Source organism: Microvirga antarctica, from assembly GCF_017921815.1.
GTDB classification, from domain to species: domain Bacteria; phylum Pseudomonadota; class Alphaproteobacteria; order Rhizobiales; family Beijerinckiaceae; genus Microvirga; species Microvirga antarctica.
This window is the reverse complement of record NZ_JAGEMM010000084.1, coordinates 1-290: the sequence shown is the minus strand read 5'-3', so window position 1 is coordinate 290 and position 290 is coordinate 1. Positions and strand designations below refer to the sequence as shown.

At 59.7% G+C, this 290-nt stretch carries 1 pseudogene; it reads left to right on the top strand.

What is annotated here, in order from left to right:
* Positions 1-290: pseudogene (locus J4G32_RS20960) on the top strand (MFS transporter); the annotation flags it as partial.

The following is a 290-nucleotide window of genomic DNA, read 5'->3' as shown; positions in this document are numbered from 1 at the left end:
CCCTGCTGCTGGTGGGTTGGTGGATACGCGCCAAAGTGGCCGAATCCCCCGACTTCGAGCAAATGAGCAAAAAGGGCAAACAGGTTCCAATTCCTGCTCTGGAAGTTCTGCGTCATTACCCACGCGAAGTCCTGCTGGTCGTGGGAGGCCGTCTGGCAGAAGTGACCTGGTTCTACACCGTGGTGACCTTTGCCCTGGCTTACGCCACCACCACCTTGGGAGTAGAGCGCAGCGTCATGCTGGATGCCACCGTCTGGGGTGCCTTTGCGGCCTTGTTCACCATGCCCCTG